Here is a 13,854-nt window from a genome sequence, read left to right as displayed (position 1 = left end):
TCAAAGGGAGAGAAGAGAGATTATGAGATTTTTTCGTTTGAAAAGTGCTTTGACCCTGCTTATTCTGACTGCTATGGTAGTTGCAGCAGGTTGTAGCAACAATACAGCGGCGGAGAAGCCGAGTAATGGTAATGATGGGGCTGCAGCGGCTTCACCTATAAAACTGACTTGGTGGCATTCAATGTCCGGCAACGGTGAAAAGGCGATCAAGCAGATCGCTGCTGACTTTAACGCTAGTCATAAGGACATTCAGGTAGAGCCAGTATATCAAGGTAAATATGATGACAGCTTGAACAAGCTGAAAGCGTCGCTGGGTTCTAATAGCGGACCGGACATCATTCAAGTATACGAAATCGGCAGTAAATTCATGATCGACTCTAAAATGATCACGCCTGTACAACAATTTATTGATGCAGATAAGTTCGATTTGTCGCAGCTTGAACCGAATATTACACGATACTACACGATTGATGGTAAATTGAACGCGATGCCGTTCAATACGTCAAACCCGATTTTATATTACAACAAGGATGCTTTCAAAGCCGCAGGACTTGACCCAGCTAATCCTCCGAAAACGTATGATGAATTCGAGAAAGCTGCCAAAGCCTTGAGTAAGGATGGTAAATCCGGTGCATCCATTGCTATCTACGGCTGGTTTATGGAGCAACTGTTTGCCAATCAGAACGCGGACTATGTGAATAATGGCAATGGACGCGAGCAAGCAGCTACAGAATCCTTGCTGAATTCGGATGCCGGTGTAAAAACACTGACATGGTGGAAGAAAATGATTGATGAAAAGGTCGTATCCAATTTAGGACGTAACTCGGACGATACGGCGAAAGCTTTTTCCGCAGGACAAATTGCAATGACGCTGGATTCTACCGCTTCGCTGCGTAATATTGTGGAGCAGGTTGGCGATAAATTCGAAGTAGGCACAGGATTCCTGCCAAGAGCCAATGAAGCAAAAGAAGGCGGCGTGGTTGTAGGTGGCGCGAGCTTATACATCATGAACAACAAGCCCGAAGCCCAGCAAAAGGCAGCATGGGAGTTCATTAAATTCGTCGCTTCTCCAGCAGTACAGGCACAATGGAGTGTGAACACAGGGTACTTCCCGATTACGAAAGCAGCTTATGACGAGAAGGTACTCAAAGATAACATGGTAAAATATCCGCAATTCCAGACGGCCGTTGACCAATTGCACGCATCGGCACAATCCACTGCTACACAAGGCGCAGTAATGGGCGTATTCCCTGAAGCGCGTCAAATCGTCGAAGGTGCGATCGAGGCTGTTCTGAGTGGCCAGCAGCAGCCAAAACAGGCGCTGGACCAAGCTGCACAAGAAATTACAGGCAAAATTGCGCAATACAATCAAACGGTGAAGAAATAGTCGGCCCTCCCTTAAAATCGGCTGATAATCCATAGGATGTGCCCCCTTATTAGCCGATTTTATGAAATAACGGATCGAATGAGTGACCCCCTCACTTATTCGATCCGTTTTTGCATTTCCATTTTAGAATGGTCGTTTAGACGAAGTGTCTAAAATAGTCATTTTTACACATTTCCTATTGCTGGATAACTGAAAATGGGCTTATAATAAATACATAATTTTTGTACTGGACGGTCAGTTCAAAAAAGGAGGAAGCATGAAACAGCAAACGAAGGAAATTATTTTTAACGGTGCACTCAAGGCTTTTTCCGAACGAGGTTTTAATGAAACAAATATGGAGGAAATTGCCAAGGTATGTGGCATAGCCAAAGGAACCCTGTACTACAATTTTAAAAACAAGCAAGAATTGTACATTTACATTTTGAAGATGGGGATGGAGCGTTTTGTCCAGGATATCCATGAAGCGATGGCTCAGATTCCTATGGATCAGGTAGAAGTGAGGGTTCACAAGCTGATCCAAGTACATATTGAGTTCATTGGGAGAGAGCCGGATTTTTGCCGTCTATTAGTCAGTAAGGGATGGGTCTCGCAGGAACAGCATTTTAATATTAGGCAAGTGCTGGCAGACTATTTTGATTTTATGGAGGCAGAGATTGATTCCGGCAAGTTCTATGGGAAAATTTCGAGTAAGCTGGATGCAAAAACGACTGCAAATTGTTTATTCGGCATTTACATTTTTACTCCGATGCGGTCGATGGTATGGGGCGAAACGATGAATCCGCAGGAAGTTCGCGAAAGTATCGAAGTATTTGTATGTAACGCGCTGGGTATGCAACATTAAATAAATAGATAAGTGGAGTGATGAGAACATGAAAGCTAAAAAATATGCGATTTATATCGTACTCATTATTTTAATCGCTGTAGGAATCTATGCTTTGACTGCCTTCCCACGAGGGAGCAGTAGCCTGTCCGCAGATGAGTCTTCTTCAATCCCGACGGCTTATGTAGAATCAGATACGCTCAATGCCAGCTTTAAGATGGCAGGACGTATTGATCAGATGCTGGTGAATGAGGGCGACAAGGTAAAAAAAGGGCAAGTGCTAGCCCATTTGGAAAGCCGTGAGCTGGAAGATAAGGTGAAGCAAGCACAGGCTGCATTGCTGGCAGCCAAGAGCAATGTGTCCAAAGCGAAAGCCAGCGTATTGCAGGCTCAAGCAGGAGTAGGTCAGGCGCAGGCTACCGTGAGCGCCGCTCAGGCCAAGAAGAGCCAAGGCACGACAGCGGTCAGTGTGACCGCTGAGGCTTCCTCCAGCCAGATTGAACAGGCCAAAGCAGCTTCTAACGCCGCCAAAGCAAAACTGGATGCCCTCAAGAGCGGGGCAAGACCACAGGAGCTTGAGCAATTGCAAGCATCTGTGAAGGTAGCTAAGGAAACGCTGGACCTGACCGTTAAAAATCTGGAGCGTGCCAAAAAGCTTCAAGAAGCCGGTGCAGCAACTCAGGCCTCGTTGGATCAAGCGACATTGGAACATCAACAGGCAGTGGCCAAGTATAATGCAGAGTCGCAAAAATTGGATATGGCACGTGAGGGAAGCCGTAAGGAGGAAATTACGGCAGCTGAAGCTCAATACCGTCAAGCCTTGGCTGCAGTGAAGGAAGCACAGGCAGGAGCAGGCAAAGTTGCTGTGCAACAGGAAGATGTCAAAGCTGCTCAGGCTTCAGTAGAGCAAGCGCAATCCGCTGTGAAGGCGGCGCAATCGACGGTAGAGCAGGCACAATCTGCGGTTGAAGGTGCCAATGCACAGGTAGCCCAAGCGGAAGCTGCACTTCAGGAGGCTCAGACCTATTTGAGCTATACTACGCTGCGTGCGTCTGAGGATGGGATCATAAAATCCAAGTCGCTTAGCTTGGGTGAGATGGCTAGCGCAGGATTCCCGGTTTATACCATTGAAACATCCACACAGCGTTGGGCTAAATTCTATGTACCGGAAACGTCTCTGAACGGTCTTCAAGCAGGGGATACAGTTCAAATTAAATTACTGTCAGGTGGCAAGGAGCTGAAGGGTAAAGTCATTCTGTTAGAATCGGCTGCAGACTTTGCCATTCAAAAACCGAGCCAAAGTTCTGGTGATAAGGATGTCCGTTCCTTTGGTGTGAAGGTAGCATTACCGGATCTTGCGGCTTCGGTTCCAACAGGCTCCACGGTTCTGTTTACAGGCAAAGGGGCGCAGTAATATGCAGGATTCACAGGAAAGACTTCGTATCCGCGATGTGTTTCGCGAGGAATGGCTGAGTATCTTCCGGGACCGCCGTTTTATGGCTATTCTGTTGATTACGCCAATTGTGTATACGATACTGTTCGGCTTCCTGTATTCGCATCAGCGGATTACCGAGATGCCTGTCACAGTATATGACGGAGATAATTCACAGCTTAGTCGCCAGATTATTCAGGCGTTCGATGCGACTGATTCATTTGCCGTTACACGGCAAGTGACCAATCAGGATGATGTAGTCCGCCAGGTGGAGACCGGGGAAGCTAAGGTCGGAATTGTCATTCCCGACAACTTTACCACTCGGCTTAAGCATGGGGAAAATCCACCTGTGCTTACGCTGATTGACGGCAGTAATATGATGTATTCCAATAGTGCCAGTCGGATTGCCAATCAGGTCATTAGTAGCGTGAGCGCGGGAGTGTCGCTTAATTCCATGAAGCAAAAAGGGATGAACGCCGATCAGGCTGCCTCGACGCTAACTACCATCCCGTTCCGATCCAGAGTGCTATTTAACCCGGTATATGATTATAAGCTTTTCATGCCGTTGGGGGTTATTTCTGCGGCTCTCCAGCAGTGTTTGCTGCTAGGTATTGCGTTGTCCTGCACGCGGGATAAGGAAGCAGGGACTTGGGGAAGATTTGGCGCATGGAAAAATACCCCTTGGCGCTTGGCTATTGCCAAGCTGGCACCCTATTATGCGGCGGGAGCTTTCAATGTGCTGACTGTATTCAGTATTAGCGCTCTATGCTTCGATATTCCGTTTAGGGGACAGGTACTGCCATTGATTTTGGTATCGTTGGTCTTTAACTTTGCTTTGTGTGGGTTAGGTTTCCTGTTCAGTCTCTTTTCCAAGACCAGAGTAGACGCGACACAAACCCTGATGCTCATTGCTGTTCCTTCCTTTATGCTGTCAGGCTATACGTGGCCATTGGAAGCAATGCCCGGCTTCTTGCGAGGGCTTGCTGAAATATTGCCATTAACGTATTATTTGGACGCTGTACGGAACATTACTCTCAAGGGACTGGATATCACCTACATCTTTAAGGATTTGATTGCTCTGGGCGTCATTGGTTGTGTGAGTCTGCTGGTGGCCTTCGTGATCTATCCGTTATTCTTTAGACAGCATCAGACGACAGCGCAGCATGCCGATATGCCCGTACAAGAAGGATTTACACTTAAAGGCTGAGAGCAATTTTAATCAAAAAGGCAGATCAGGAGTAACCCTGATCTGCCTTTTATTTATTAGTATGATTTAAAAGTGGAAGAAGTATTATTGCGTTTTAAGATCCTCAATAGAATCAATCGGTACATAGGATGGAACGACAAGTCCGGACATAACGTCAGTCATACTGGTTCCGATGTCATCTACTTTATCCTTATATTGAGCCCAATAATCAGCATGCGTCAATGGAAGCCAGGCGGCTGCGGTAGCATCTACACTTCCGCCAGCCACGCCTGTCCACATAGGACCGATTTCCACTTGCAGCGCTGTTACTTTATAGCCCAATTTTTGTTCTAATACATATTTCAATACGTTCGTACTGGCAATTTCAGAATCCCAAGCAGCGTAGCTCAGCTTCAGGGGATCGCCGTTGACGGGCTGCAAGCCCTTGATCCATTCCTGTACCTTATCAGGATACTTATCAGCCCAGTTCTTGGCAGCCTGCTGTGGGGGAGTACCATCTTGAATTGCGATCATCACTTCACCCATATCATCAGCAGTCCACTTGAAACGACTTAGAAATTCATAAGCCACAGGAGCATCCTGTTTCAAGCCTTTGCGGGCAATGGTATGAATTTCTTCTTTATCACCGTATGCTTTTTTAGGGTCTTTTAAGTATTTCAAATCATACTTGTTAAACATCCAGTGAGGAGTCCAACCGGTTACAACGATAGGCTGCTTGGCTTTGATAGCTTTATCCAGTGTAGCGGTCATAGCAGCTCCAGAGCTTTCAAGCAGTTTCCAGTCAGACAATCCATAGTCACTGATAGCTTTAGCAGTCAGCTTCATCAGTCCGGCGCCAGGGTCGGTACCGACAATACGGTAGCCGACCTCCTTGCCAAAGTCCCCAGTAGCGGCGGAAGCCGGAGCCGCTTCGGCTCCGTTCCCCTGCAATTCAGTAATTGATTTAACATTCATGTAAGCTGGAACGACCAACCCGGTTTTAACACCAGTCATATTCGCACCTAGGTCGTCGAGCTTATCTTTGTATTTAGTCCAGTAATCCGCATGCGTTAACGGCAGCCATGCAGCCGGGGAGGCATCTACATCACCACTAGCGACACCCGTCCACATAGGACCTGCTTCAACTTGCAGTGCGGTTACTTTATAACCCAATTTGTTTTCCATTATATATTTCAGCAAATTCGTACTCGCAATTTCCGAATCCCAAGCTACATAGCTTAGCTTAAAGGTATCGCCATTGACAGTTTGCAGTCCTTGAGTCCATTCCTGAACCTTGTCGGCATGTTTCTCTGCCCAATCCTTGGCAGCTTGCTCTGGACTGGTTCCGCCTTGGATAGCAACCATCATTTCACCCATATCTTCCGCTGTCCATTTGAAACGTTTTAGAAACTCATAAGCAGTAGGAGCATCCTGCTGCAAACCTTTACGGGCAATCGTATGAATACCCTCAGCTTCACCATAAGACTTTTTAGGGTCTTCCAAATATTTGAGATCATACTTGTTGAACATCCAGTGAGGAGTCCAACCGGTAATAATGATCGGTTTTTTCGCTTTGATGGCTTTGTCCAGTGTGGCCGTCATAGCCGCACCAGAACCCTCGACTAGCTTCCAATCAGACAAATTGTAGTCTTGAATTGCTTTAGCCGTCGACTTCATAATGCCTGCCCCGGCATCAATACCAATAATTTTATAATCAACCTCTGCGCCAATCGGATTGGCAGCATTACCTTTACCAGCAGCGGAATGATCAGTTCCAACAAAATATTGAGATGCGCCAGCGATCAGAATAACTGCTGTAACTGCTGAGGTGATCCATACTTTTTGCTTGCTGGATACACGACTTTTGCTTTTTTTCGTCGGTTTAAACAGGTTTTGTGTAAAGCGGTCAAGCACAATAGCTAGAACGACCACAGCCAAGCCGGCTTCAAAACCTTTACCAATTTGCAGCTGGGTCACAGCACGATACACAACTGCACCGATGCCTTCCGCACCGATCATGGAAGCAATAACAACCATGGACAGTGACAGCATAATCGTCTGATTAATACCAGCCATTAAGGTAGGCAATGCCAGTGGCAGCTGTACTTTAAACAGCTTTTGCGCTGATGTTGAACCAAATGCATCAGAGGCTTCAACCAGCTCATCCGATACTTGCATAATCCCCAAGTTGGTCATGCGAATGGTTGGGGGGATCGCAAAGATAACTGATGCGATAACACCTGGTACAACACCCAAGCTGAAAAAGGTAACCGCCGGGAGCAAGTACACGAACGCAGGCATCGTCTGCATAAAATCAAGCAAAGGCGTGATAATGCGTGATGCTGATTTACTATATGCACACCAGATTCCGATCGGAATCCCGATAACAATGGATACAAGCGCAGACGTGATGACTAGTCCGAGCGTATTCATCGTTTCGCTCCAATAGCCGAGATTATCAATCAGCAGGAAGCCGATGACAGTAAATAGTGTAAGCTGCACCCGCCCAATCATAAAGGCAATAATTCCGATGATCACGATGAACACCAGAGGGTGCGGAAGCATAAACAAGCCAGAGAAGAAGCCAACTACGGCTTCTATAACCGAAGAAATAATATTAAACAATCCAGCCAGATGAATACCCATCCAGTCTACAATGGATTGAATCCACTCAGCGATTGGCAGTTTCGGTATCATGGGCATTCACCTCCTTTGTAGTAGGTACATCTCCACTTAGTGCACCCAGTAAAGCTCCACGGACGATAACGCCCAGCAACTTCTGCTTGTCATCGACGACAGCCAGTGGCACCTTGGACGAGCTTGTAATTTCAAACAGATCATTAATGACAGTTTCAGCAGTAACCTGCGGTCCGTCAGTGATCAAAATATCTTCAATCTTCAGATTGTTGCGCAGAGCATGAACAGCATCCTCGGCATTAATAACACCCAGTAGCTTTTTGGTGCGATCAATGACGAATAGATTGGAAATCCCACGCTCTCGCATCAATTCCAGAGCTACACGAGGACCGCGGTCCATAGTGATGGTTTCTGGACGAAGCATGACATGAGCAGCCGTCAATACTTTGGACAGATCCACATCCTCGACGAAGCGGGCTACATAAGAGTTAGCTGGTTGGATCATAATTTCTTCCGGTGTACCAATTTGCACGACCACTCCGTCCCGCATCAATGCAATCCGGTCACCAATCCGCAGCGCTTCATCCAGATCATGGGTGATAAAGACAATTGTTTTCTTCATTTTATCTTGAAGCTCCAGCAGCTCATCTTGCATGTCACGGCGAATGAGAGGATCCAATGCGCTGAATGCTTCATCCATCAGGAGAACTTCAGGGTCATTCGCGAGTGCCCGTGCCAGACCGACACGCTGCTGCATACCGCCACTTAACTCATCGGGCATCTTATCGCCCCAGTTTTTAAGACCAACCAGTTCCAGCGCTTGTTGTGCCTTTTCCTGGCGTTGTGCTTTATCTACCTTTTGAATTTCAAGACCGTATTCTACATTTTCCAATACAGTCCGATGTGGGAACAGGGCGAACTTTTGAAAAACCATACTGATGGTTTTACGACGAACTTCGCGGAGTTGTTCTTTGTTCATCTTACGGAGATCTTTGCCGTGGACCAGAATTTCACCGGAGGTAGGCTCAATCAAGCGATTTAGCATTCGCACCAAAGTGGACTTGCCGCTACCTGATAACCCCATAATTACGAAAATTTCACCTTGCTTAATTTCCATGTTGGCCTTATTAACACCAACAGTAATCTGTTTTTCTTTGGCCAGCTTTTCTTTGCCCCAGCCTTGCTCCAGGAGCGGAACACCTTGCTCTGCGTGAGGACCAAAGAGTTTGCTGACATTTTTGACTTCCAAAATCGTCATACATACACCTCTTCTTTCTATACTTTGCTTGGTATTAACCCCATGTTGCATGATGGATTGAGTATAAAAATCATAATTCTGTACATCCTGAACGGTTAATGACAAAATTAATTGTAACAGAAGCATTGCTTACATTTCAAACAAAAAAACTGTTCGTAAAGTACGTACAGAAAAAACTGTACAAACTTTTCTTCGATATGCTCCTTCGTTCTTTAGAATGCTCAATCATTCGGAACTTTACAACTGATAGTGCTTTTTTTAAAATAGACAATGAAATATGACCATAACAAAAAGATTTATGTATATCCATAATTTTAAAAGTTTACTATCATTAGCAATTTTGCGAATTATGATTTTGAACGATCATGCTGTTGTAATATAGACAGAAGCTTTGCTTTTGAAACATTTCATTGCGTATTGAAAGATTTCATATATTGCGTCAAAGCTAATCCTTTACGGGTAAGTCGTTCATACTAGGTTGTGCAAAATGCTCTAAAATTAGGAGGTTGCAAGCATGAGCTTGTACCAGTTAGGTGATGAGCAGCAGGCTTCGCTGCAAAAAATTCGCAAACGTGTCATAGAAGCTATAGGTAAAAACATGGACCTATATGGGATTACTCTGTCTGCGGGGCATTTGTACGGTTTGCTTTTTTTTGCGGATAAACCGATGACGCTGGACGAGATGGGCCGTGAAATGGAAATGAGCAAAACGAGCATGAGTACAGGAGTTCGAACGTTGTTGGATCTGAAAATGGTGAACAAGGTATGGAGCAAGGGCTCACGCAAGGACTTGTATGAAGTCGAGTATGATTGGTATCAAACATTTACTGACTTCTTCGCTATTAAATGGAGAAAAGCAGTAGAAACAAATTTACTCGTCCTGCGCAAAGCCATTGATGAACTGGACAAATTGATGGCGCAGGGTGAAGAATACGAGGAATTTAAGGCGATTCTACAGCAAGACCGTATGAAAATGAAGCAGGCTGTGGCTTATTACAAGTGGCTAGACCGATTGATTGATTCAATGGAAAGCGAAGAAATTTACAAGCTGATTCCAAAAGAAGAGGTTCGGGACTAATCACGATCGCCCATCCTGTTTACAAAATGCCGGAGCGCAAAAGCGCTTCCGGTATTTTTTGGTTTGGTCCTGCACAAAGGGTATAATAGAGATATGTAAAGATTGATATTATACCGTTATGTTGAACATACGAGATAAAGGAGGTTTCATTATGGAAAGTAATACAGTACATACTCGTCTAGGTCAATTACGTGGAGAAACAGAGAATGGATATCATGTGTGGAAAGGTGTTCCATATGCACAGCCTCCTGTTGGAAAACTACGTTTTCATGGGCCACAGCCTTTGGAGCCTTGGGAGGGTGTACGAACTGCGACGAGTTTCGGCCCCATCTGTCCGCAACCCATGCCCTCCGCTGAAAGTATGACTGGAAATCTGGTGGAACCGCCGGAGCAGTCCGAGGATTGCTTGTACCTGAACATTTGGACACCAGCTTCGAAGGCTCCTGAGAAGGGACGCCCGGTGATGGTGTGGATTCATGGCGGTGCCTTTGTCACTGGGTCTGGGATTATCCCTTTATATGACGGGGAACGCATGGCGAAGAACGGCGATGTGGTTGTAGTTACGGTCAATTATCGGTTAGGGCCGTTAGGATTTTTGCATTTGACTCCAAAGGGAAATGGGCTGACCTCAAATGCCGGACTGTTGGATCAAATCGCTGCGCTGAAATGGGTTAGGGATCATATTTCTGCCTTTGGCGGCAACCCGGATGAAGTAACGGTGTTCGGTGAATCGGCAGGCGCGATGAGTATTGCCGCTTTATTGGCGATGCCAGCTGCTGATGGATTGTTCCAGCGTGCAATTTTGCAGAGCGGGGCAGCGCAGGTGTTGCCAACTGCACAGGCCGAGCAAGTGGCGGCTGTGTATTTGCAGCAACTGGGTGTGGACACTCAGCATCCTGAGCGATTGTTTACGCTGCCGACAGAAGCGCTGATGCTCGCTATGGCCAAAACACATGAAGTCATCGGGCCAGGAATGGCGATGATTTATCAACCCGTTGTAGACGGGGTGACCTTGCCGGATGTACCTCTGTCGGCAATCGCCCAAGGTTCAGCAAAACAGGTATCTGTTATGATTGGAACGAACTTGCATGAAGGGAACTATTTTATCCGCAAAGAATCCCATCTGATGAACAAGCTAACAGCACGTCAGGCATTGGAAATGATGACAGGTATGTCCGACATTGGCGACCTGATTGAACCTTTTCCAGTTACCATTGAGGGACAGGCACAAATGTTGACCGATCTCATTTTTTGGCGTCCGGCGTTGGCTCTTGCCGCTGCACAGTCGGTGTATGCATCTGTATGGATGTATCGTTTTGATTGGACACTGCCGGGCCATCCTACCTTTGGACAAGCGGTTCACGGTGCAGAAATTGCTTTTGTTTTCGATAACCTGAAGCTGCTGGGTAAGCTGGGTTTAGAGATTCAACCTTCCATGGAGAAGCTTGCTTATGATATGCAGCAGGCATGGGTTGCTTTTGCACGTGATGGGGAGCCTATGCTACCTGAGAGAGCATGGCCGATGTACGACAGGCAACAGCGAGCTACAGCCATTTTTCATCAGAATATTATGGTGGAACATGATCCAGAAGGGGATAGACGCCGCCAACTAACGGGGCAGATGAGCATATAGGTAAATACGAGACATTGTCTAAAGGAACCAACGAAAAAGCCTTCGCCCGTATTTTGTATGCGGACGAAGGCTTTGTTAGTCAGGATTTTGGAAAATTCGATTCCAGTCGCTCCAAAGTGCAAAGATATTGACGAACTATACCATTTCAATCTATACCTTGTTCATTGGTAGTCGCTTATTGGATTTTTGAAAAATCCTCTAGTAATTAGATGTACTGCTGCCCATCTTACTAGCATGAAACTGCAACGATGCAATGTGTAGGCTAAATCTTAAATCGCTTAACCAGCTCTTGCAGATCCTGTGCCATGTTGGATAACTCTTGTGAGGAAGATGCGATTTCCTCCATGGCTGCCATCTGCTCTTGAGCGGCAGCGGAGGTTGTCTGCGAACTGTCCGCCGAATTGCGGGATAGGCTTGCCAAATGGGTAACAGTGGCGGAAACCTCCTCTGTACTGGCTGAGATTTGTTCAGCAGCAGCGGACACACTTTGAATTTGTTCCACGATATGAGAAGTAGAGCGTTCAATATTTGTAAATGCACCTTCTGCATCTTGGCTAATTCGTAATCCTTCATCCACCTGATTACGAACATTGCCATTCATCGTGGCGGTAGAGCGTTGAATCAAATCGAGCATCTGCGTAATGATCTGACTGATGGAATCAGCGCTTTCCTTGGACTGTTCCGACAGTTTGCGTACCTCTATAGCGACTACGGCAAATCCACGCCCAGCTTCGCCTGCTCTGGAGGCTTCAATAGATGCGTTCAGGGACAACAAATTAGTTTGCTTGGCAATGGCAGCTATAGCTGCATTCATTTGCTTCGCATCGTCTGAGAGCTGGGATAGCTCATCCATCAGGCTAGCCGTTTGGCTTACAGCTTCCAGAATGCGGTCCATTTGTGTCCGTACATGGCTAATCATTTGACTGCCTTGAGCTACGTCCTGCTCGGTTTGTCCTGCTGAATCCACGATGGAGCTTGCCGATTCGGCAATCGTGCTGACACCCTTCGCCATTTCTTCAACAGCATTGGCGGTTTGCTCGGATGCTTCGGCGCTGGTCGCTGCATTTTCCGCGGATTCCATAACCGTTTCCGCTACATGTTGTACGGACTCCGTCGTTTGCTCTGTGCTCTCCTTGATTATCAGGGAAGAGGATGCAAGTCGGGAGGACGTTTGGTTGACCTCGGAGACCATCGAATGCAAGGAATGTGTCATCTGGTCAAAATTCTGTGCCAGCTCGCCGAACTCGTCCTTCCTAGACAGATTTACACGTTCGGTCAGATTTCCATCACGGACGATCCGTGTTCCTGCTTGCAGCTTCTTGAGAGGGATCAGGAATGAGCGGATCATCAGCACTATGATGATCGCAGCGGCCAGTATGGAAATAACAATTACAATCAGGCTTTGCCTCAGAATCGGTTGGGCTGCATCACTGTAATCCTCCAGATCCGATAATGCAACAATATTCCATCCAGTGAGAGGGTCCTTAAGTGTAAAGGCCAGCACATCCCGATTCATAAATTTAATTTGCGACACGGAAGGAGTATCATTTTCTCCGGTTGCCGCCACTTTGGGAAGTCCCTCCATAGTGTCAGCCGGTTTTTTGCCAGTCTTGTCAAAGGCTGTTCCAGCTCCAGATACAACCTTATGATCAGAATCAACAATGATGAGTCCTCCGCGTTCGCCTATCTTAACAGACTGCAGACTGTCCCCCATCTTGTCCAGATTCAAAGCCAATGCAACAGCCCCTTCACCGTTCTTCAGCGTTGCCGATACATTAACTACTAGGTTCCCTGTCGTAACGCTGGCAACTGGAACACCGACAAATATGTTGCCCTTATGTAGCATCGCATTTCTGTACCATTTTCTCTCCCTAGGATCATAATCAGCCTCCTTTTTTAGCGGAGAACGGATATATTCTCCTTTCGCATTGCCAAGGAGCGCGGCATCTAACTCAGGATGAGCTTTGACGATGTCATCCAATTTTTTCTGAAGGGCTTCTTGATCGGAACCAATGGAATCAGCTTGGATTTCACTGGTAAGGACGTCCACGTCCTTCATGATCGGGGATACATACTGATTGACATTGCTTTGGATCAGATACAGATTCGTGTATACGGAATTAGCCATTTGCTGACTGAGCTGTGTCGTAGCCCCCTGATAAGAAAAGTATCCAATAAGTAAGCTCGGAATCAATAACACAGCCAAAAAAGAAATGATTAATTTTGTCCTCATTAAATAAAACTGCTTGAGAAACCTGTTCCACCACGGAACTGTTTGTTTTTCTTTAGTCATGTTTTTTCTCCTCTGTGTCTGATGGTCACTACATTGTTTTATTCGACAAAAATCGACTAATTTTATAGATGTAATCTTAAAAAATGATGAATCAAGGCATGTTTTAGGTACATTTTTTAAAAAATAGTTC

9 protein-coding genes are annotated in these 13,854 nt (G+C 46.1%); 6 read left to right on the top strand and 3 right to left on the bottom strand.

Annotation, left to right across the window (positions count from 1 at the left end; all coding sequences use genetic code 11):
• Window positions 1–22 precede the first annotated feature (22 nt).
• From ACXHJ2_RS17040 to ACXHJ2_RS17025, 4 genes are all read left to right on the top strand, one after another.
• Complete coding sequence (locus ACXHJ2_RS17040) at window positions 23–1,387, top strand: ABC transporter substrate-binding protein (protein ID WP_014599545.1); 1,365 nt, start codon at window positions 23–25, stop codon at window positions 1,385–1,387.
• Between the two features lie 256 nt (window positions 1,388–1,643).
• The gene (locus ACXHJ2_RS17035; protein WP_013369901.1) at window positions 1,644–2,228 is read left to right on the top strand and encodes a TetR/AcrR family transcriptional regulator; all 585 of its coding nucleotides are present in this window, start codon (window positions 1,644–1,646) and stop codon (window positions 2,226–2,228) included.
• Between the two features lie 28 nt (window positions 2,229–2,256).
• The gene (locus ACXHJ2_RS17030; RefSeq protein ID WP_058710868.1) at window positions 2,257–3,621 is read left to right on the top strand and encodes an HlyD family secretion protein; all 1,365 of its coding nucleotides are present in this window, start codon (window positions 2,257–2,259) and stop codon (window positions 3,619–3,621) included.
• Window position 3,622: 1 nt separating this feature from the next.
• A complete protein-coding gene (locus ACXHJ2_RS17025; protein WP_013369903.1) occupies window positions 3,623–4,846 on the top strand; it encodes an ABC transporter permease in 1,224 nt (407 codons plus the stop codon).
• Between the two features lie 84 nt (window positions 4,847–4,930).
• Here ACXHJ2_RS17025 and ACXHJ2_RS17020 read toward each other — a convergent pair whose 3' ends face one another.
• Both ACXHJ2_RS17020 and ACXHJ2_RS17015 read right to left on the bottom strand, forming a co-directional pair.
• A complete protein-coding gene (locus ACXHJ2_RS17020) occupies window positions 4,931–7,522 on the bottom strand; it encodes a glycine betaine ABC transporter substrate-binding protein (protein ID WP_165080517.1) in 2,592 nt (863 codons plus the stop codon).
• Window positions 7,497–8,720 carry a quaternary amine ABC transporter ATP-binding protein gene (locus ACXHJ2_RS17015; RefSeq protein WP_014599546.1) on the bottom strand — a complete coding sequence of 408 codons (1,224 nt, stop codon included), beginning with the start codon at window positions 8,718–8,720 and terminating at the stop codon, window positions 7,497–7,499. The genes ACXHJ2_RS17020 and ACXHJ2_RS17015 overlap by 26 nt, the downstream gene beginning before the upstream one ends.
• A 514-nt stretch (window positions 8,721–9,234) precedes the next feature.
• Here ACXHJ2_RS17015 and ACXHJ2_RS17010 point away from each other — a divergent pair.
• Window positions 9,235–9,798: a GbsR/MarR family transcriptional regulator gene (locus ACXHJ2_RS17010; protein WP_013369906.1), complete on the top strand. Its 564-nt coding sequence runs from the start codon at window positions 9,235–9,237 to the stop codon at window positions 9,796–9,798.
• 151 nt (window positions 9,799–9,949) lie between these two features.
• Complete coding sequence (locus ACXHJ2_RS17005; RefSeq protein ID WP_165080519.1) at window positions 9,950–11,431, top strand: carboxylesterase/lipase family protein; 1,482 nt, start codon at window positions 9,950–9,952, stop codon at window positions 11,429–11,431.
• A gap of 262 nt (window positions 11,432–11,693) precedes the next feature.
• On the opposite strand, the gene ACXHJ2_RS17000 is transcribed toward ACXHJ2_RS17005, so the two are convergent.
• Window positions 11,694–13,724 carry a methyl-accepting chemotaxis protein gene (locus ACXHJ2_RS17000; protein WP_165080521.1) on the bottom strand — a complete coding sequence of 677 codons (2,031 nt, stop codon included), beginning with the start codon at window positions 13,722–13,724 and terminating at the stop codon, window positions 11,694–11,696.
• Window positions 13,725–13,854 lie beyond the last annotated feature (130 nt).

This window comes from Paenibacillus sp. ALE3 (assembly GCF_054113405.1).
Note: the sequence above shows the minus strand (reverse complement) of the source record. Positions and strands in the feature narration are given on the sequence as shown.